Source organism: Paraburkholderia sp. BL18I3N2, assembly GCF_003001875.1.
GTDB lineage: Bacteria > Pseudomonadota > Gammaproteobacteria > Burkholderiales > Burkholderiaceae > Paraburkholderia > Paraburkholderia phytofirmans.
This window is the reverse complement of record NZ_PVNC01000004.1, coordinates 167,872-186,422: the sequence shown is the minus strand read 5'-3', so window position 1 is coordinate 186,422 and position 18,551 is coordinate 167,872. Positions and strand designations below refer to the sequence as shown.

15 protein-coding genes and 1 tRNA gene are annotated in these 18,551 nt (G+C 61.4%); 9 read left to right on the top strand and 7 right to left on the bottom strand.

Translation table 11 applies throughout. The features are described 5' to 3' along the window. From B0G75_RS13970 to B0G75_RS13955, 4 genes are all read left to right on the top strand, one after another. On the top strand, window positions 1-315 hold the full coding sequence (locus B0G75_RS13970; RefSeq protein WP_106306116.1) for a hypothetical protein: 315 nt from the start codon (window positions 1-3) through the stop codon (window positions 313-315). After that, the gene (locus B0G75_RS13965; RefSeq protein ID WP_258194466.1) at window positions 315-968 is read left to right on the top strand and encodes a hypothetical protein; all 654 of its coding nucleotides are present in this window, start codon (window positions 315-317) and stop codon (window positions 966-968) included. Before B0G75_RS13970 ends, B0G75_RS13965 begins: the two co-directional genes overlap by 1 nt. Before the next feature lie 82 nt (window positions 969-1,050). Next, window positions 1,051-2,793 (top strand): ShlB/FhaC/HecB family hemolysin secretion/activation protein, encoded by a 1,743-nt coding sequence (locus tag B0G75_RS13960; protein ID WP_106306113.1) that lies wholly within the window; start codon window positions 1,051-1,053, stop codon window positions 2,791-2,793. A gap of 27 nt (window positions 2,794-2,820) precedes the next feature. Further along, window positions 2,821-3,102, top strand: a complete 282-nt coding sequence (locus tag B0G75_RS13955) for a DUF6953 family protein (protein WP_219908281.1) — start codon at window positions 2,821-2,823, stop codon at window positions 3,100-3,102. 222 nt (window positions 3,103-3,324) lie between these two features. Here B0G75_RS13955 and B0G75_RS41030 read toward each other — a convergent pair whose 3' ends face one another. The 4 genes from B0G75_RS41030 to B0G75_RS13935 all read right to left on the bottom strand — a co-directional run bounded on the left by B0G75_RS41030 (window position 3,325) and on the right by B0G75_RS13935 (window position 8,297). Next, window positions 3,325-4,599 carry a hypothetical protein gene (locus B0G75_RS41030; RefSeq protein WP_219908279.1) on the bottom strand — a complete coding sequence of 425 codons (1,275 nt, stop codon included), beginning with the start codon at window positions 4,597-4,599 and terminating at the stop codon, window positions 3,325-3,327. Window positions 4,600-5,122: 523 nt separating this feature from the next. Beyond that, window positions 5,123-5,213: transfer RNA gene (locus B0G75_RS13945), tRNA-Ser, on the bottom strand. A gap of 205 nt (window positions 5,214-5,418) precedes the next feature. Then, window positions 5,419-6,714: a serine--tRNA ligase gene (gene serS, locus B0G75_RS13940; RefSeq protein WP_106306106.1), complete on the bottom strand. Its 1,296-nt coding sequence runs from the start codon at window positions 6,712-6,714 to the stop codon at window positions 5,419-5,421. Between the two features lie 269 nt (window positions 6,715-6,983). Beyond that, entirely contained in the window at window positions 6,984-8,297 is a 1,314-nt protein-coding gene (locus B0G75_RS13935; RefSeq protein ID WP_106306103.1) for a replication-associated recombination protein A, read from the bottom strand. A gap of 346 nt (window positions 8,298-8,643) precedes the next feature. Here B0G75_RS13935 and cytX point away from each other — a divergent pair, with 346 nt between their 5' ends. Continuing rightward, window positions 8,644-9,960 carry a putative hydroxymethylpyrimidine transporter CytX gene (cytX, locus tag B0G75_RS13930; protein ID WP_106306100.1) on the top strand — a complete coding sequence of 439 codons (1,317 nt, stop codon included), beginning with the start codon at window positions 8,644-8,646 and terminating at the stop codon, window positions 9,958-9,960. Between the two features lie 86 nt (window positions 9,961-10,046). On the opposite strand, the gene speB is transcribed toward cytX, so the two are convergent. Further along, window positions 10,047-11,036, bottom strand: coding sequence for an agmatinase (gene speB / locus B0G75_RS13925; RefSeq protein WP_012432090.1), 990 nt, complete (start codon window positions 11,034-11,036; stop codon window positions 10,047-10,049). 171 nt (window positions 11,037-11,207) lie between these two features. On the opposite strand from speB, the gene B0G75_RS13920 reads away from it, so the two are divergent. After that, entirely contained in the window at window positions 11,208-12,128 is a 921-nt protein-coding gene (locus B0G75_RS13920) for a LysR family transcriptional regulator (RefSeq protein WP_106306097.1), read from the top strand. A gap of 80 nt (window positions 12,129-12,208) precedes the next feature. Here the strand turns inward: B0G75_RS13920 and lolA are convergent, their stop codons facing one another. Next, the gene (gene lolA, locus B0G75_RS13915; RefSeq protein WP_106306094.1) at window positions 12,209-12,943 is read right to left on the bottom strand and encodes an outer membrane lipoprotein chaperone LolA; all 735 of its coding nucleotides are present in this window, start codon (window positions 12,941-12,943) and stop codon (window positions 12,209-12,211) included. A gap of 363 nt (window positions 12,944-13,306) precedes the next feature. Beyond that, a complete protein-coding gene (locus B0G75_RS13910) occupies window positions 13,307-15,619 on the bottom strand; it encodes a DNA translocase FtsK (protein ID WP_106306092.1) in 2,313 nt (770 codons plus the stop codon). A 344-nt stretch (window positions 15,620-15,963) separates the two neighbouring features. Here B0G75_RS13910 and trxB point away from each other — a divergent pair, with 344 nt between their 5' ends. The 3 genes from trxB (at window position 15,964) to B0G75_RS13895 (ending at window position 18,537) form a co-directional block, all read left to right on the top strand. Continuing rightward, window positions 15,964-16,965 (top strand): thioredoxin-disulfide reductase, encoded by a 1,002-nt coding sequence (gene trxB / locus B0G75_RS13905; RefSeq protein WP_106306089.1) that lies wholly within the window; start codon window positions 15,964-15,966, stop codon window positions 16,963-16,965. A 179-nt stretch (window positions 16,966-17,144) separates the two neighbouring features. Further along, window positions 17,145-17,903 carry a Smr/MutS family protein gene (locus B0G75_RS13900; RefSeq protein WP_106306086.1) on the top strand — a complete coding sequence of 253 codons (759 nt, stop codon included), beginning with the start codon at window positions 17,145-17,147 and terminating at the stop codon, window positions 17,901-17,903. Window positions 17,904-17,916: 13 nt separating this feature from the next. Beyond that, window positions 17,917-18,537 carry a trimeric intracellular cation channel family protein gene (locus B0G75_RS13895; protein ID WP_106306861.1) on the top strand — a complete coding sequence of 207 codons (621 nt, stop codon included), beginning with the start codon at window positions 17,917-17,919 and terminating at the stop codon, window positions 18,535-18,537. Window positions 18,538-18,551: the final 14 nt, after the last annotated feature.

Sequence of the window (18,551 nt, the reverse complement as noted above, 5' to 3'; positions counted from 1 at the left end):
ATGGATAAAGTTCAGAATCTCAAAGACAAGGCACGCGCATTTCGTACGCTGCTACAGACGCATGATTGGAAGGACACAGATGCCCAATTGTTGTTACGCTGGCTCACTCCCTTGTTTGAGGAAATTGAAGCTGGTTTGGTGCAGCCACCGCAGCACTATCAATATCGTTTTGCGCTTGGGAAAGACAATACCTTCTATGAGCCCGGTTCGCCATTTGCAGAAGCCGAAGCCCAATTCGTCTCTGCTTTGGAGGATTGGGAGTCTCAGGAGTGGTATCAAAAATTCATGGAAAAAAATAATGACGGAAAAGATTGATGATGAAATTGTCACTTGCATTGAAAACGACGACTGCGGTTCTCGTTTTTGCCACAACATTGACTGGATGTGCTCCCGCGCACTACGTTACGAAAGAAGAGCCTAACTACGATCCGACGGTCTCGGCGCGCATTCGAATTCTGACCGGGAATGACCTTCAGAATGCAGCGTTTAGACCGGGCGCATGCTACACCACCAAACTGCAAGATGATCCGACCCGAGTCGACGTTAGCGATGGCTTTCTTGCACGATACAAATACTCGTCTCGGAGCATCACGATCGGTATGCCACCGAGCCCTCGTCCATGGATGCGTGTGGAAGGTCTTCGGTTCAAGGACATGATCCGCGAATACATTGTTCAAGCCGGACATCCGGTCGCACTATCAATGAGTACAGCGTCCGATGTTGGGAGTAGTCAGTCAGGCGGCTATCACTGGTCCTGCAGTGCGTCGGATTCGACTTTCACGCCCGCTGCCGGTCAGGATTACGACGTGTACCTGTCGTTTCAACAGGAAGGTCATATTTCGCGCGGTTGTTCTATTGAAGTCCGTCGCATTGGTGAGCGTGGGCTCGATGAGCCGGTTGCGACCAGCTACGCGCCTAGATGTGCGATACCCGAATACTCGGCAGCACCGGTAAAGCGTAGTCCCTGAACGTCGGCGGTGAGCCCCTTGCGCCCAAGGGCGTCCAGTCTCAAGCATTAGCAATCGTCAAGTTGAAGGCATCCGGTCGGCAATGGATAACAAAAAAAAATTTGTGGTGTTGCCGCTCGCGGCTCTCGTTCCCCTAGTTCTCCACGCACAGACCTCACCCAATGTGGCGGCGGCGGCCCGCACGAACGCTGAACAGCAACAGCAGGTCCAGCAGCAGCGCGACGCACAGCAGCGTGCGGCAACCGTCGCTGCGCCTGCCGTACGCTCGGCAGCCCCCGCGACGGGCGAATGGCCCGTGCTACCCAGCGAGACGCCATGCTTCCGTATCGAAGCATTCTCGGTCGAGGTGCCCGATACATTGCCTGAGCCTGATCGTGCGAAAGGCGCATCCACGCTTCCGATGGACCGGTTTGCGTTCCTGCATGACTGGTTGCAGCATTACGCAGGCCAGTGCATCGGCAAACAGGGGCTCGACGTGCTGGCCAAGGGGCTGCAAGGCGTAATTTTGAGCCGAGGCTACATCACGACACGCGTTCTGCTGCCGACGCAGGACCTCTCGAAGGGTACATTGAAATTCGAGCTGATTCCCGGCGTGATCCGTCATCTGAAATTCGCCGACGAGGCCACGCGTGGTACATGGAAAACTGCGTTCCCCGCGCGCGATGGCGACGTGCTCCAGTTGCGCGACATAGAACAAGGTCTTGAGCAGATGAAGCGCGTACCCAATCAGGACGCGACGATGCAGATCGTGCCGGGTACGGCGCCGGGAGAGAGCGATGTTGTCATCACCACAAAGCGCACGAAGCCATGGTCGCTCGTCGTCTCTACCGACAACTCAGGTACCGACGCGACGGGCCGGTATCTCGGTAGCGTGACGCTCGGCCTCTACAACATCCTTGGTGTGAATGACGTTCTTTCGGCTGGCTACAATCAGGATTTGCAATTCGGCAATCACGACCTTGGCACGCACGGATGGAACGCGTCATATTCAGTGCCGTGGGGCTACTGGACCGGCACGCTGTTCGGCTATACGAACACTCATTACCAGCAGATCGCTGGGGTTAATCAGACCTTCGTGTCGAGTGGCAACGCGCAAACGGTCGGATTGAAACTGGAGCGCGTGTTTCATCGCAGCCAGAATGATGTTTCGGGCGTCGAATTCCAGCTTATCAGGCGCTTTGGTGCGAGCTTCATTGAAGACACCGAAATCCCGCAGCAGCATCGCGATAACACGTTTATCGAGGCGGGCCTGACGAACCGGCATTACTTCGGCACGGCACAGTTCGATGGCACGCTTGCCTACCGTCAGGGTATCGGCGCGCTGGGGGCGATGTCGGATTCGACGAGCGGACCAACCTACCGTTTCCACATGGCGACGCTCGACGCAAATCTGTCCGTACCGTTCGCGGTCGCCGGTCAGACGCTTCGCTACGTCGGCACCGTGCATGGGCAGTTCACCAACGACGAGCTGAACTACATTGACGACCTGACGATCGGCAGTCGCTACACGGTGCGCGGGTTCAGTGGTGAAACGATGCTCGCAGCAGAAAAGGGATTCTACTGGCGCAACGAACTCCAGTACCCGCTCGGTCAGGCACGACAGGTGCTCTACGCGGGTATCGACTATGGGCATCTTTGGGGGTCGTCCACCGCGTACCTCGCTGGTACACAACTCGCAGGCGCGGCTATCGGCCTGAAGGGTTCGGTGTCGACGCGCCTCGGTACGTATGGCTATGATGTGTTCGCTGGAACGCCGATTTACGCGCCGCATGGATTTCCAGCGCCCAGTGTCACGCTCGGTTTCCAGCTCAGCGGGCAGTTCTGAAAACAATCCAGACACATTGCCTGGTCCGTGGTCATCGAAGTGATGAATGCCGCCACAATTGCAGAGTGGATGCTTGCCATCATAGAACGAGAGGGCTGCATCTATCAGGACGACGTTGTTGATCACTTGGTGAGAGCGAACGCCGAGCTTCTTCTGATGGAGAACAACTACGGAAACCAAGTTGTCGGTCGCGAGGCACTGACCGCGTTCAGAAAGCTAACGGAAGCCACAGTCGTTTGGGTAAAGCCGGATCGGTACTGGCGTTGGCGCGTTGCCGAAGACGAGCCCGGAAGAGAGGCGCGGGGATGAACAAAAGGGTCGCAAAACACGACCCTTTCCTTAGCTACGACGTTCAAGAAAGCTCAACGCGCGGCTGAAATTCTGATTCATGTTGCATCGCGATACCGTCGCTGGTCTCTCCGAGCATCAATTTTTATTGCTTAGCGTCCCACACCAAGCGTTTCGCGTTGCTGGACCCGCCGATCGCTTGCCATATCGCGTGGCGAACCTATCATGCTGGCCCGCCACGCCTTATGCGTCTTTATTGTCTCTAAGAATTTTGAGGTAAGACCGATCGGCATCCCGTTTCTTCCACGTCTCTGCAATGTGATGGCTCAGAGCCGGGATATCCGTTTCGAGGGTGGACGGCCACATAGAAGGGTTGTAGTCATATACACGCAGCATGTGATCGATGTCGAAGATCGGTGCAGTTCCTTTCGCCCGAATGAGGCATACGGGCTTGTCAAACGCAATGCGCATACCAAGCTCAAAGAGCACGTTCGGGTTATGTTCCGTCAAATCAACAATCACCAGATCGGCGGAGTCTAGGTCATTAACAATCGTTGACTGGATAACTTCGCTGCCAGCCTTCTTTGCCGTGCGGGCATTGAAATTCGCTTTTACGGCCGCAGGTGTGATTAGGTGCTTGAGCACTTCGTCAAAATAGCCCTTCGGGTAGCTTGATGTTTTTTCAGAAAATGGCATCGCGACGAACGCCACTAACGTGCCTGAGTCCGAAGATTCCCCAAGAATAATCGAATCACTCTGCCCAGCAGAGGAGGACGTTTTGCCGGTACCTTGTACAGCGGTCGGCAGCTCGCCCGTTTTTTCTTTTAGGTACGCAAGGTTTTTTTGGAATAACTCGTAAAAGTCGTCCTGAAAGCGTTCTTCGACACCAAACTCCGTCTTCAGCGTATTTTTCAGATACTGAATATCCGGAAGATTCTTTCCTTGATAGTAGTCATATACCTTGGAGAACAGCGCAACATTGCGGAACGCCGCTGTCATCGCCTCGGCGAATTCCGTGGGGCTTTTCGGGTAAACGACCTTGCGACCCAACTCGGTCAGTTCAATCTTTGGAGTGTCACGCGTGCCGATTGTGATTCCGTAATCACGCGAAGCGGCTGTTAGATAGAAATAGTTGCTACTAGTACCCATCTTGAGCGCAGTGGCGATCTCTTTGGGTGACCACGGGTTACCTGCGTTGTACTCGCGGATGACCGAGGCCAAGTTATAGCAGTCTTCGAGACTATATACAGGGAAGGTGCGTTTCGGCGCTGCACCGCCAGCTCGTCCACCGGTTGTCGTTCGCTTTTTTCCCTTCGCCGTCTTATTCGCTGTTGCGCGCTTTGCTACAGCTTTTTTGCCCGCAACTTTTTTCGCAGCAGCGGGTTTCTTAGGCGTAGGCTTAATATTCACAGCGGAATCAGGGCTACTATCCTTTGGCTTCTGGGACGCAACGCCCGCGACCGTTTTCTTTGCTGCCGACACGATGTCGTCGGAAACGTCCTTACCTTCCTCACTCATATGCTATCCCCGTTCGTTATTTACGAATCCCAGCAGGTTGAAATCAATCATGTCGAGTGCATGGTAGTAGCCACGGACTGTTTCGCATAGTGCCTGATCTTACGATATGCGCAGAGATGTCCGGACGCCCCGTCACCGACCTGGACAAACGCTCGTTTATTACCTCTATTCGGCTGGACACGAAACTGCGCAGTTCATCCAACGAAGTTCATTTCCATCGCCGCTGCAGTCGTCGATCCGATTGTAAATCTCTGGCTTGGAACCAAAATGAACTTCCGAGCCGCGTAATACCGGCACAATCAGCGTAGCCACTCGGCATGGCATCACGCATGTCGAGAAGGTTCATCGGACGGGTATCGACTCACAGAGATGGCAAGCACCCCCTAGGCTCGTCCTGCTGCTTGCCACGGGCGACAATCGCGAGTACCGGCTACAGGGCCGATATGATTTGATAGCCAGATAGTGAGTCGCATAACAAAAAACCCCGCAAGCCATAGACTTTACGGGGTTCTTTGAACAATTTTGGCGGAAAGGGTGGGATTCGAACCCACGGTACGGGAAAACCGTACGCCTGATTTCGAGTCAGGTACATTCGACCACTCTGCCACCTTTCCGGGTCTACTGAATCGCCGTGACTACCGCCTCATCAGTACCAAGCGGGTCGATTGCTTGGGAGAAAAAGATTATAAAACAGCCTCTTTCGATTTGCCAAGCCCCTCGACCCAAAAAACTTCACAAGCGCTTGGCACGCCGTACCTGTCTTGATGCAGCATCAGCCCAGTATCGACGCGATTACGGTCCCATCGCTGATGGAGCCGCTCATCCAGCCGACACTTCCAGTCGTTCAATGCCGCCCAGATACGGACGCAACGCCGCCGGCACGGTGACCGAACCATCGGCATTCTGGAAGTTCTCGAGCACCGCCACGAGCGTACGGCCCACGGCCAGACCCGAGCCGTTCAGCGTGTGCACCAGTTCCGGCTTGCCCTGCGCATTGCGATAACGCGCCTGCATGCGGCGAGCCTGGAACGACTCCGTGTTCGAGCAGCTCGAAATTTCGCGATACGTGTTCTGCGCCGGCACCCACACTTCCAGGTCGTACGTCTTGGCCGCCGAGAAGCCCATGTCGCCCGTACACAGCGTGATCACGCGGTACGGCAATTCCAGCTTCTGCAGAATCGCCTCAGCGTGGCCGACCATCTCTTCCAGCGCGGCGTACGATGTTTCCGGCGCGACGATCTGCACCATCTCGACCTTGTCGAATTGATGCTGGCGGATCAGACCGCGCGTGTCGCGGCCATACGAGCCCGCTTCCGAGCGGAAGCACGGCGAATGCGCGGTCAGCTTGATGGGCAGCGCGTCCGCTTCGAGAATGCTGTCGCGCACCGTGTTCGTCAGCGAAATCTCCGACGTGGAGATCAGATACTGCGTGACCGTGTTTTCGTCGCCGCCCTTCTCGACTCGGAACATGTCGTCGGCGAACTTGGGCAGCTGGCCGGTGCCGTACAGAATTTCCGGATTCACGATGTACGGCGTGTAGACCTCCGTATAGCCGTGCTGCTGCGTATGCGTGTCGATCATGAACTGCGCGAGCGCGCGATGCAGCCGCGCAATCTGGCCGCGCAACATGGTGAAACGCGCGCCCGAGAGCTTCGCGCCGGTCTCGAAGTCGAGGCCGAGCGGCGTGCCGACATCGACGTGATCCTTCACCTCGAAATCGAACTGGCGCGGCGTGCCCCAGCGCCGCACTTCGACGTTGCCGGTTTCGTCCTCGCCCATCGGCACGCTTTCATGCGGCAGATTCGGCACGCCTTGCAGCAGTTCCGACAAACGCTTCTGAATATCGTCGAGCCTGGCCGCCGACGCCTTCATCTCGTCGCCGATACCGCCCACTTCGGCCATTACCGCCGAGGTGTCCTCGCCCTTGCCTTTCATCGCGCCGATCTGCTTCGACAGGCTGTTGCGGCGCGCCTGCATCTCTTCGGTACGGGTCTGGGTCTCGCGGCGTTCCGCTTCGAGCGCGGCGAAGGCCGCCACGTCGAGGGTATAGCCGCGGTCGGCGAGGCGTTTGGCGACGCCGTCGAGGTCTTTGCGCAGCAGCTGAATGTCGAGCATGGGATGGGGCGGGTATTCGTTGTATGAAGATGGGATTTTAGCGCACCGGCGTGGGCGGCCGGTGCGTTAGATGGCCGGCGTGTGCGGAATGCCGACATGGCGCGCGCTAAGGCGTGGAACGAGGCGCACGGCGAGACATGAAACAAGGCGTACATCGAAGCACATAGCGAAGCGCTAAACGAGGCGCACAGCCACGTGCGAAACAGTGCTCGCAGCGAGGCGCGACACCACGCGCGAAGCAAGCCGCAGCGCAAGAGGCGCCAGCAAGCCTAGCCCTTCTTCGGCTTGTGCTCGCTGCGCCACTGCGCATCCAGCTCCGCCAGACGCGCCATCTTGTCGCCGATCTTGCCTTCGAGACCACGCGGCGTCGGCTCGTACCAATGCGGATCGCGCATGTTGTCCGGCAGATACGTTTCGCCGGCCGCGTAGGCATCGGGTTCGTCGTGTGCGTAGCGATACTCGTGACCGTAGCCGAGTTCCTTCATCAGCTTGGTCGGCGCGTTGCGCAAATGCACCGGCACGCCGCGCGATTGGTCCTTGCTCACGAAGCGCCGCGCCTCGTTATACGCGTTGTATCCCGCGTTCGACTTCGGCGCGACCGCCAGATAAATGATCGCCTGCGCCAGCGCCAGTTCGCCCTCGGGCGTGCCCAGGCGCTCATAGGTTTCGGCGGCATCCAGCGCGATGCGCGCGGCGCGCGGATCGGCGAGGCCAATGTCTTCCCACGCCATGCGCACGATGCGGCGCGCCAGATAACGCGGGTCCGCGCCGCCGTCGAGCATGCGGCAAAACCAGTACAGCGCCCCGTCCGGGCTGCTGCCGCGCACCGATTTATGCAGCGCGCTGATCTGGTCGTAAAATGCGTCGCCGCCTTTATCGAAGCGACGCAGATTTTCCGCCAGCGCGCTGCCGAGCAAGGCGCCGTCGATCTCGGTGGTCTTTTGCTGCGAAGCCGCCCGCGCGACAATTTCGAGGTTGTTCAACAGCTTGCGGCCGTCGCCGTCGGCGGAGCCGATCAGCGCGTCGCGGGCTTCGTCGGTGAACGTGAGGCCGCCGAGTTCCTGCTGCGCGCGCTCGAGCAACTCGCGCTGCTCTTCGTCGGTAAGGCTTTTCAGCACGTAGACGGCGGCACGCGAGAGCAATGCGCTGTTCACCTCGAACGACGGATTTTCGGTCGTCGCGCCGACGAACACGAACAGCCCCGACTCGACGTGCGGCAAGAACGCGTCTTGCTGGCTCTTGTTGAAGCGATGCACTTCGTCGACGAACACGAGCGTCTGATGCCCGTTCGCACGATGAATCTGCGCGGTCTCGACCGCCTCGCGGATATCCTTCACGCCCGAGAGCACCGCGGAGAGCGCGATAAACTCCGCGTGAAACGCATCGGCCATGAGCCGGGCGAGCGTGGTCTTACCGACGCCGGGCGGGCCCCAGAGGATCATCGAATGGGCTTCGCCGGATTCGAACGCGACCCGCAACGGCTTGTTCGGGCCGAGCAGGTGCTTCTGGCCGATCACTTCGTCGATATTGCGGGGCCGCAGGCGTTCGGCGAGCGGAACATTGGCACGGGTTTCTTCAAACATGACGTTTTGGGGATAATCTCGGCTTTTCCGGACGCGGTCCGTGTGAAGGCGGCGTACTGCCGGTGAGCCACGCCAGCACGTAAAGGTGCGGGCAACGTCCTGCATTATGACAGCGACCGCGCCCGGGCAAGAATCGCCCGGCTTCGGGACGAGGGACGCGCGGCGCGCCGGGAACGACACAGGCAGCCGGAATCCGGCAACGGGTGAAGCAAACGGACGATTGAGCGGACGGGGCAGGCAAAACATGACCTGACCGCGGACATAACAGCAGACACAACCGTCGGCGCGGCTTCGCAGCCAGATTGGCAACTGAGTCGGCAAGCACTATCAACAGGGACAAGACCAGATGGCACAAGATCCACTCACCGGCGACGCCGGTTCCACCTACGCACCGCTCACGCCGGTGCCCGACGGGCGTCGCGCGTTCCGCACCGGCGACGCGTTCGCGCTCTGGTTCTCGCTCGGCATCGGCCTGCTGGTCGCGCAAGCGGGCGCGCTGCTGGTGCCGGGATTGTCGCTACCGCATGCGCTGCTGGCCATCGTGATCGGCAGCGTGATCGGCGTCGTGCTGCTGGCGCTGGCTGGCGTGATCGGCACGGATACAGGGCTCGCGGCGATGTCATCGCTGCGGCCGACGCTCGGCGTGCGCGGCGCGTCGGTGCCCGCCGTGCTGAACGCGGTGCAACTGGTCGGCTGGGGCTCGTTCGAAGTGATCGTGATGCGCGATTCCGCCGACGCCCTTACGAAGCAGGCCTTCGGCCTCTCCATGCCGCTCATCTGGACGGTGATTTTCGGCTTACTCGCGACGCTGCTCGCGATCAGCGGCCCGCTCTCGTTCGTGCGGCGCTTTCTGCGTACGTGGGGCATCTGGCTGCTGCTCGCGGGCGCGGCGTGGCTCACCTGGAATCTGCTCGCCAAGCACGATCTGAACGCGTTGATGCAGCGTCCGGGCACGGGCGAGATGTCGTTCGGCGGCGCGATCGATCTGGTGGTGGCCATGCCGCTGTCGTGGCTGCCGCTGATCGCCGACTACACGCGTTTCGGCCGCAAGCCCGGCGAAACCTTCCGCGGCACGCTGCTCGGCTACGGCATCGCGAACATCTGGTTTTACGCGCTCGGCGCGGTCTACGGCCTCGCCGCGGGCGGCGGCGACGCGCTGTTGACCGGCGCACTGGCGCAAGCCGGCGGCGGCCTCGCGTTGCTGCTGATCCTGATCGATGAAGTCGACAACGCCTTCGCGGACATTCACTCGGCCGCGGTGTCGACCGGCACGTTCTGGACGCGCGGCAGCGTGCCCATTTTGTCGGCGGCGTTCGGCGCGCTGTGCACGCTGATCGCCCTTGCCGTGCCGATGGCGAAGTATCAGAACTTCCTGCTGCTGATCGGCTCGGTGTTCGCGCCGCTGTTCGGCGTGGTGCTGGTGGACCACTTCATCGTGCGCAAACGCCGTATCGAAGCCGCCGCGCTCGCCGACGTGCGCGGCCGTTATGGCTTCTCAGGCGGCTGGCATCTGAGCGCGTTCCTTGCGTGGGCGATCGGTATCGTCGCGTATCAGGTGATCAATCAATGGCTGCCGAATCTCGGCGCGACCTTGCCTGCGCTGGTGATCGGCGCGGTGTGTTATCTGGTGTTCGTGTCGGCGCGCAAGACGGCGTATGCCTGAGGCTTGACTAAGGCAGCCTGGCGTCAGCGTCACATAAACGCAAAAAGGCCTGCAAATGCAGGCCTTTTCTTATCGCTCAAATCGTTTTAGCGCGTGGACGCCCGATACTCGACACCCGGCAGCACGCACAGCAATTCGAACGCGAGATTCGCGCCGAGCAGCGCGGTCGTGCCGAACGGATCGTAAGGCGGCGCGACCTCGACCAGATCGCAGCCGACGATATTCAGCCCACGCGAGCCGCGAATGATTTCCAACGCCTGCGGCACCGTCAAGCCGGCGATTTCCGGCGTGCCTGTGCCCGGCGCAAAAGCCGGATCGATCCCGTCGATGTCGAACGTGATGTACACCGGGCCGTCGCCCATGCGCTCGCGAATACGCGCCATCAACGGCACGAGCGACTGGTTCCAGCATGCCTCGGCCTGCACGACTTCAAAACCCTGATCGCGGCACCAATCGAAGTCTTCGGCTGCGTAGCCCGTGCCGCGCAAACCGATCTGCACGACACGATCGCAATCGAGCAAGCCCTCTTCCACCGCGCGGCGGAACGGCGTGCCGTGCGCGATCTTCTCGCCCATCATGGTGTCGTTGACGTCGGCGTGCGCGTCGACGTGAATCAGACCGACCTTGCCGTGCTTGCGATGAATCGCGCGCAGGATCGGCAGCGCGATGGTGTGATCGCCGCCCAGCGTGATCGGCTTGCAATCGTGCTGAAGAATTTCGTCGTACGCGGTTTCGATGCGCTTGATCGAATCGTGCAGGTTATACGGATTGATCGCGACGTCGCCGAGATCGGCCACGCGCAGCGAATCGAACGGCGCGGCGCGCGTCGCCATGTTGTACGGGCGCAGCAGCACGGATTCGCTGCGGATCTGGCGCGGGCCGAAGCGCGCGCCGGTGCGGTTCGAAGTGCCAAGGTCGAACGGCACGCCGACGAAACAGGCGTCGAAGCCTTCGGCCGAGCCGACGTTCGGCAGCCGCATCATCGTCGCGATGCCGCCGCAGCGGGGCATGGCGTTGCCGGACAGCGGTTGAGGCCGTTCGCCGGCTTCAGGGGAAATGAAGGAAGAAGTATTCATCGTGTCTCGGCAATGAAAAGAGGGGCAGCAAGCAAAAACGTGCAGACCGGCCGAGGAGAAGCATCAGAAGCGCACCTTGCCGGGCGAATCTCGATTCTTGAGCAGTTTCCTGGAAGTTAAAATACCGACGGAATAAACTTCACATTGATCTTCAGCGATGTATCCTGACGTATGTTCTCCCAACTCACCGATCTCGACCTGCGGCTGATCCGCGTATTTCTCGCCATTGTCGATGCGGGCGGCGTCTCGCCGGCCCAGGCGACGCTCAACGTCGGCCAGTCGACCATCAGCACGCAACTCGCCACGCTGGAAACCCGCCTTGGCTACCGGCTGTGCGAGCGTGGCCGCGGCGGCTTCAGCCTGACTGCGCGCGGCGAGCAGTTCATCGACGCGGCGCGCGCCCTGCTGTCGGCCGTCGATACCTTCGGCATGCAGGCGCGCAACGTCGGCCGCAAGCTGGTCGGCACGCTCGATATCGGAATGATAGGCCACACACCGGTGTCGGCGAGCGCGCGCATCAGCGACGCGATCGGCCGGTTCCGGGCGCGCGATCAGTCGGTGCGGTTTTCGATTCTGGTGCGCTCGCCGGGCGAACTGGAGGAGTTGCTGCTGAACGGGCGGATTCAGATCGGCATCGGCTATTTCTGGCATCGCGTGCCGTCGCTCGAATACACCGAGGTGTTCGCGGAAGACCAGTTCGCGTATTGCGCGAAAGGTCACCCGCTGTTCGCACAAGCGGGCGATGTCCCGCCCGCCGAAGCCGCGCAGCACGAATGGGCGTGGCGCAGCTATCCGCTACCCGAAGCCGAAAGTTCGACCACGCCGCAGAACGTCACCGCCGTCGCGGACAACATGGAAGCGGTCGCGATGCTAGTGCTTTCCGGGCATCACCTCGGCTATCTGCCGGGACATTTCGCGGCGCCGTTCGTCAAGCAAGGGCTGCTCGCCGCGCTGAATCCCGCGCAGATGCGTTACCGCGTCGCGTTTCATATGGTCACGCGGGCGCGGCAGCATCGAACGGATATCGTCGAAGCGTTTATCGACGATATGAAGGCTGCACATCCGGTGCAGGTGCTGAAAGTGGACGAATAGTGGACAACTCACGCGCGCAATGAAAAAGCCGCGCTCAGAGCGCGGCTTCTGTGCCAATCACACGCTATCTGCGTAACGGTTTATCCGTTGATCAGGTCCGCGCCCTTCGGCACCGTGAACTTGAACGCATCGGCCGGCAGCGGCGGATTCTTCTGAATGTTCGAGAAGGTCAGCAGCGTCACGTTGCCGAACACGTCGTGCAATTCCATCGCTTCGAGATTGCCGTCCTTGAAGCCGATGCCGACTCGCTGGAACTGCGTGTCTTTCGCCTTCGGCGTGAGTTCGAGCCAGTCGATGCCGGCCTTCACACCGGCGTCGCGCAGCGTGAAATTCTTGTCGAGATCGTTGCTGCCGAACAGGATCGCGGCCGGGCTCGCGCCGAGCGCGCCGCCGAGGCTGCGCACCGTCACCTGATTCAGATCCTTGTCGTAGACGTAGAGCTTGTCGCCGTCTGCTTGCAGCAACTGGGCATACGGTTTCTCGTATTGCCAGATGAACTTGCCGGGACGCGCGAACGTGAAGGTGCCGCTCGACGTGCCGGTTTTGCCCGCCCCCTGGGTCGACAACGTGCCGCTCGCGCCTTGCGCCTTGCTCGGCGCCCGCACTTCCTGCTGAACGAAGGTCCCGCGCGCCGAATGCACTTGCGCGACGAACGCCTTCAGTTGCTCGGTGCCGCTCGCGAACGCCTGCGACGCGAACAGCACTGACGCGCCGATCGCCACGCTGCCTACCCCGCGCACAAAGGTGCGGGCGAGCTGGCCGATTCGGCTGGATTGAGCATTCTTTCGAGCGTGCTGCTGCGCGAATAGCTGCATGTAGTTTTCTCCCTTGATTGAATTCGTTGAGCGGTCGTGACCGCTTGCTCGTGCATTGGGCAATGCCTGCGTGCCCATATTGGCGAGGGCTCGCCGCGATCCCAGCGAGCCCGCTTCCCATCGGCGCCGGACCCAGACGTGTCATGCCAAGCTTAGCCACCCCGCCTTAAACGAGCCTTAGGGTAGCGACCGGCCCTTTAACGCCGCAAAGCATGGCTCGCCAAATGAGCCTTCGACGGTGGTGGCAACGCCTCGACACAGCAAAGCGTGGCTTGCCTTGCTATCGGTTGCGGTAAAGAAGGGGCCGCGTCTCGCGGCGGACAGCGCACTCACCGCCGCGCTGCGAATTCGCTGCCCTTCGTTCTATTCCGCCTCCCGCGCCGGCGCCAGAATCTCGCGATTGCCGTTCGACGACATCGCCGACACCACGCCCGAGTTTTCCATCTGCTCGAGCAGCCGGGCCGCGCGGTTATAGCCGATGCGTAAATGCCGCTGCACCAGCGAGATCGACGCACGGCGGTTCTTCAGCACCACATCGACCGCCTGGTCGTATAACGGGTCCGACTCGCCGTCGCCCGATCCGCTTCCTCCGGCGCCCGCGGAGCCTTCGTCACCCTCGCCCGTCACGCCGCCTTCGAGAATGCCCTCGATATAGTTTGGCTCGCCCTGTTCCTTGAGCTTGTCGACGACGCGGTGCACTTCCTCGTCCGACACGAACGCGCCGTGCACGCGCACCGGCAAGCCGCTGCCCGGCGGCAGATACAGCATGTCACCCATGCCGAGCAGCGATTCCGCGCCCTGCTGGTCGAGAATCGTGCGCGAGTCGATCTTGGACGACACCTGGAAAGCCATCCGCGTCGGCACGTTGGCCTTGATGAGACCGGTAATCACATCCACAGACGGACGCTGCGTCGCGAGAATCAGGTGAATGCCGGCCGCACGCGCTTTCTGCGCGATTCGCGCGATCAACTCTTCGACCTTCTTGCCGACCACCATCATCAGGTCGGCCAGTTCGTCGATCACCACGACGATGTTCGGCAGACGCGTGAGCGGCTCCGGATCGTCCGGCGTGAGGCTGAACGGATTCGGCAGTTTTTCTTCGCGTTTGGCGGCTTCGTCGATCTTGTTGTTGTAGCCGGCGAGGTTACGCACGCCGAGCTTGCTCATGAGTTTGTAGCGGCGCTCCATCTCGGCCACTGCCCAGTTGAGCGCGTGACCGGCCTGGCGCATGTCCGTCACCACCGGACACAGCAGATGCGGAATGCCTTCGTACACGCTCATTTCGAGCATCTTCGGATCGATCAGGATCATGCGGACCTGCTCGGCGCTCGCCTTGTAGAGCAGCGACAGGATCATCGCGTTGATACCGACCGACTTGCCCGAACCCGTTGTGCCCGCCACCAGCAAGTGCGGCATCTTCGCGAGGTCGGCGCACACCGGCTTGCCGCCGATGTCTTTACCGAGGCCCATGGTGAGCGGCGACGCGGCGTCGGCATAAACCGCCGAGCCGAGAATCTCGGAGAGACTCACCGTCTGACGACGCTGATTCGGCAACTCCAGCGCCATGAAATTCTTGCCCGGAATGGTTTCGACCACACGAATCGACACGAGCGACAGCGAACGCGCGAGGTCTTTGGCAAGACCCACAATCTGGCTGCCCTTCACGCCGGTGGCCGGCTCAATCTCGTAACGCGTGACCACTGGGCCGGGATACGCCGCGACCACGCTCACTTCGACGCCGAAGTCCTTGAGCTTTTTCTCGATCAGCCGCGAGGTGAATTCCAGCGTATCCGCCGAGATGGTTTCCTGCGCGACGGGCGCGGCATCGAGCAGCGAAATGGGCGGCAAGGTCGAATCGCCCGGCAGGTCCGTGAACAGCGGCACTTGCCGCTCCTTTTCGACGCGCTCCGACTTGGCCGGCGTGACGACCGGCGGCACGATCATGACCGGCTCGTGTTCCTCGATCCGCACGCGGCCCTTCTCGACCTTGCCCTCGCGCTTGACCGCAGCCGCTTCGCCCAGCTTGCGGTCGCGGCCGGCCTCACGGCGCAGCTTGGCAAACGTCACCGCGGAAATGATCGATTCGCCGACCTTTTCCGACACCGACAGCCATGAAAAACGGAAATACAGCGACAAACCGATGCCGAGCACGATCAAAAGCGCCAGCGTGCCGCCCGTGAAGCCCAGCGCATGCGACACGCCGCGCGCAACCGCCTCGCCGATCACACCGCCCGGCGCGCGCGGCAACTGCACTTTCAGCGACCACATGCGCAGTGCTTCAATGCCGTCGCAGGCCAGCAGGACCAGCATGAAAGCGAACGCGTCTGCGAGCCAACTCTCGCGCGGCACGTCTTCCTGCTCTTCCTCGTGACGGGTGATGCGCTTGTAGTTCGCGGAGATATGGCGGCCGAGCAGCACGATCCACCAGTAGGCGGACAGGCCGAACAGCAGCAGCAGAATGTCGGACGTCCACGCGCCGACGCGGCCCGCCCAGTTGGCGATATGGTCGACCTGCGCGGCATGGGTCCAGCTCGGATCGCGCCGGCTGTAGCTGACGAGCGCCATGAGCAGGAAAACGCCGAGCGCCACCTGCAGGATCCAGCGGATTTCGGTGAAAAGGCGCGACATGCGGTGCGGCAATGCCTGCGCGCTCGCGGAATAGGGAGCTTTTGCCATTGATCCTGTTGCGTGTGTGCCCGGTGTGTGCCCGGCTCCCGGCCTGAGTCGTGGTTAGCCTCGCCCAGCGCGGCTTCGGGCCCGATCCCGGCTTCCGGGAACTTCGATCCGGCCTATTGTAAACGCAGTGTCCCGCGCGAGGCTGTAAATGACGGTAACTTGGCCGTTTGGCCACAGAAAGGCGTTGCGCGGCCCGCCGCCGACGCTATCGGCGTGATCGGAAAGCTTCATGGAGCAGGCCGGCGCCTCGCCCTTTATAATGTCGCGCTGATACCCATCTACAGTTTCAGCTCAAGTCGCGCGGCCTCGCATGGGCGAGCCGGGCGCCGTAAAAGGATTCGATCATGCCCGCAACTTCCACGAAACACGCCAAGGTTCTGATTCTCGGTTCCGGTCCCGCCGGCTACACGGCCGCGGTGTACGCGGCGCGCGCCAACCTCGCGCCGGTGCTCGTCACGGGTCTGGCTCAAGGCGGCCAGCTCATGACCACGACCGACGTCGAAAACTGGCCGGCGGACCCCAACGGCGTGCAAGGCCCGGAACTGATGACGCGCTTCCTGGAGCATGCCGAGCGCTTCAACACCGAAATCATTTTCGACCACATCCATACGGCCAAGCTGGATGAGAAGCCGATCCGCCTGATCGGCGACTCGGGCGAATACACCTGCGACTCGCTGATCATCTCGACCGGCGCATCGGCGCAGTATCTTGGCCTGCCGTCGGAAGAAGCGTTCATGGGCAAGGGCGTGTCGGCTTGCGCCACCTGCGACGGCTTCTTCTACAAGCAACAACACGTGGCCGTGATCGGTGGCGGCAATACCGCGGTCGAGGAAGCCCTCTATCTGTCCGGCATCGCCAAAAAGGTGACCGTGATCCATCGCCGCGACAAGTTCCGCGCCGAGCCGATCCTGATCGACCGTTTGCTGGCGAAGGAAAAGGAAGGCCTGGTCGAGATCAAGTGGGACAGCACGCTCGACGAAGTCACCGGCGACCAGTCCGGCGTGACCGGTCTGCGTATCAAGAACACGAAAACGGGTGCCACCGAGGACATCGCGCTGCAAGGCATTTTCGTCGCGATCGGCCATAAGCCGAACACGGACATTTTCGCGGGCCAGCTGGAGATGAAGAACGGCTACATCATCACCAAGGGCGGCCTGAACGGGCTCGCGACCGCTACCAGCGTGCCGGGCGTGTTCGCTGCGGGCGACGTGCAGGACCACGTGTACCGTCAGGCAATCACCAGCGCCGGCACGGGTTGTATGGCCGCGCTCGACGCGCAACGCTATCTGGAAACCATCGACGAGATGGCCGGCGAGCACGCAATGAGCCAGGAAGCCGAGCGTTAATCGCCCGCGCCAGTCTGCGATCCAAAGCGCGACGGTAAAATGGCGGCAGGGCATGGCCCGGCCGCCTGCTTGAAAGAAGGCCGCGGCTGCCAAGCCGGCGGCCTTTTTGCATTCAGGTCTTCCGGTCGCAAGAAAACCGTCGCGCGACCGATCTACTTTTTCTGCGTGTCTCACCCCATATGCCGAAGAACCAGCCCCATCCGAGCGAACCAAAGCGCGCGCGTGCCGTCGCGCGGCCCGCGCCCGAACCGGCTGCTCCCGCCGCCAAGCCGAAGCTCGATCCGGCGGCCGGCCTCGCCGGCCTCGGCGCATTGCGTGACGCGCTCAAAGTCGACACGCAACGGCGCGAACGCGAACGGGTAGCCGCCGCGGCCGCGCAGCGCGAAGCCTCGGCGGACGCCGATCTGTTTCGCCGCGAGATCGGCGCCGTTGCACCGCTAGCCGTGCCGCCGCGCGCCACGCTGCCGCGCAATCCTCCGCCGCCGCTGCCGGTGCAAACCAAACTCGACGAAGAAGCCGTGCTGCACGAAGCGATCTCCGACGAGTTCGACCCGGAAATCCTCCTCGAAACCGACGAGACGCTGTCCTACTGCCGCCCCGGCGTGAGTCAGGAAGTCGTGCGCAAACTGCGGCGCGGCGACTGGATCGTGCAGGCGCAAATCGACCTGCACGGCATGCGGCGCGATGAAGCGCGCGAGGCGCTGGCGGAGTTCATCCGCGAGTCGGTGAAGCGCGGCTTGCGGTGTTTGCGCGTGATTCACGGCAAGGGCCTGGGATCGATCGGCAAGGAACCCGTACTGAAGGGCAAAGTTCGCGCGTGGCTCGTGCAGAAGTCCGAGGTCATCGCGTTCTGTCAGGCGCGTCCGCATGACGGCGGCGCCGGCGCGGTGGTCGTGCTGTTGCAGCCGGGCGCACTGCCGGCTCACCCCAAAGCCTGACGGAGCCACGGTGATCCATCCGAGGCTGACGCTCGCGCTGACCATCATGGAGGCGCTGGCGATTTTCGCGTACGCCATTTCCGGTTTCATCGAAGCCAAAACCCGCCGGCTCGACGCCGTGGGCACGTTTCTGGTGGCGATCGCCACGGCCTTCGGCGGCGGCACGTTGCGCGACGTGCTGCTGGAGCGGCGGCCCTTCTACTGGGTCGAGCATCAGGATTATCTGATCGCGATCTTCGTGATGTCGCTGTTCGCGCCGACGCTCCTGAAAATGACCTCGCGGCTCTTTTCCGAGCGGGTTCTGCTGGTGGCGGACGCGATCGGGCTGGGGCTGTTCAGCATAGGAGGCACGTCGATCGCACACGATGCGCAAATGCCGTGGTTCACCTCGGTCATGATGGGCGTGCTGACGGGTGTTTTCGGCGGCGTGATCCGCGACGTGTTGTGCAACGAAGTGCCGCTGATCCTGCGCGACTCGCGGCCGTACGCCACGTGTGCGTTCGTTGGCTGCTGGCTGTATGTGCTGCTGGATTACATCGATTTCGACACGGTCTATAGCGTGCTGATCGCCACCGCCTTCATCCTGCTCGCACGGCTCGCGACATTCCGGTTCAATGTGCGCTTGCCGCATTGACCACATGAATCGCC

Excerpts from the sequence above, each read along its gene's own strand:
- trxB (WP_106306089.1), top strand. The coding sequence starts at position 15,964 with ATGCCCGCAACTTCCACGAAACACGCCAAGGTTCTGATTCTCGGTTCC.
- B0G75_RS13900 (WP_106306086.1), top strand. The coding sequence starts at position 17,145 with ATGCCGAAGAACCAGCCCCATCCGAGCGAACCAAAGCGCGCGCGTGCC.
- B0G75_RS13920 (WP_106306097.1), top strand. The coding sequence starts at position 11,208 with ATGTTCTCCCAACTCACCGATCTCGACCTGCGGCTGATCCGCGTATTT.
- B0G75_RS13910 (WP_106306092.1), bottom strand. The coding sequence starts at position 15,619 with ATGGCAAAAGCTCCCTATTCCGCGAGCGCGCAGGCATTGCCGCACCGC.
- lolA (WP_106306094.1), bottom strand. The coding sequence starts at position 12,943 with ATGCAGCTATTCGCGCAGCAGCACGCTCGAAAGAATGCTCAATCCAGC.
- B0G75_RS13970 (WP_106306116.1), top strand. The coding sequence starts at position 1 with ATGGATAAAGTTCAGAATCTCAAAGACAAGGCACGCGCATTTCGTACG.
- speB (WP_012432090.1), bottom strand. The coding sequence starts at position 11,036 with ATGAATACTTCTTCCTTCATTTCCCCTGAAGCCGGCGAACGGCCTCAA.
- serS (WP_106306106.1), bottom strand. The coding sequence starts at position 6,714 with ATGCTCGACATTCAGCTGCTGCGCAAAGACCTCGACGGCGTCGCCAAA.
- B0G75_RS13965 (WP_258194466.1), top strand. The coding sequence starts at position 315 with ATGATGAAATTGTCACTTGCATTGAAAACGACGACTGCGGTTCTCGTT.
- cytX (WP_106306100.1), top strand. The coding sequence starts at position 8,644 with ATGGCACAAGATCCACTCACCGGCGACGCCGGTTCCACCTACGCACCG.
- B0G75_RS41030 (WP_219908279.1), bottom strand. The coding sequence starts at position 4,599 with ATGAGTGAGGAAGGTAAGGACGTTTCCGACGACATCGTGTCGGCAGCA.
- B0G75_RS13960 (WP_106306113.1), top strand. The coding sequence starts at position 1,051 with ATGGATAACAAAAAAAAATTTGTGGTGTTGCCGCTCGCGGCTCTCGTT.
- B0G75_RS13935 (WP_106306103.1), bottom strand. The coding sequence starts at position 8,297 with ATGTTTGAAGAAACCCGTGCCAATGTTCCGCTCGCCGAACGCCTGCGG.